Below are 356 nucleotides of genomic sequence, written 5' to 3' on the forward strand. Positions count from 1 at the left end.
CTGCAGCGTTGGCTGCCGCAACCATATTAGACAATAGTAAAGATAAAGATGCTGTAGACGCAGAAGTTGGTACGGCACTCAATGCCATGGCGGCTTCAACAGGGAACCAAGAAATTGATTTCTCGACCGCTTCTATAAGCATTGATTATTCGAATGACCCACAGGATTTTACTGGCACGGCGACGTTCGGTGCAAATGAAGATGTTTATGTGCGAGTTCGCGTAGATGCACTAGAGATGGATGAGTTTTTCATTCATATGTTTGGCCTTGATAAGGCAGTATCAGCAAGTGCCGTTGCTGGCCCCAGCTCAGGTCAAGATGTAGTTAATAACGTGGTACCCATTGGTGTGTGTATT

The 356-nt window shown here is 45.8% G+C and carries 1 pseudogene; it reads left to right on the plus strand.

Going from position 1 to position 356, the window contains the following annotated elements:
- Window positions 1–356, plus strand: a pseudogene (locus AB4486_RS27930) (pilus assembly protein); the annotation flags it as partial.

Source organism: Vibrio sp. 10N.222.55.C6, from assembly GCF_041473395.1.
GTDB classification, from domain to species: Bacteria; Pseudomonadota; Gammaproteobacteria; order Enterobacterales; family Vibrionaceae; genus Vibrio; species Vibrio crassostreae_C.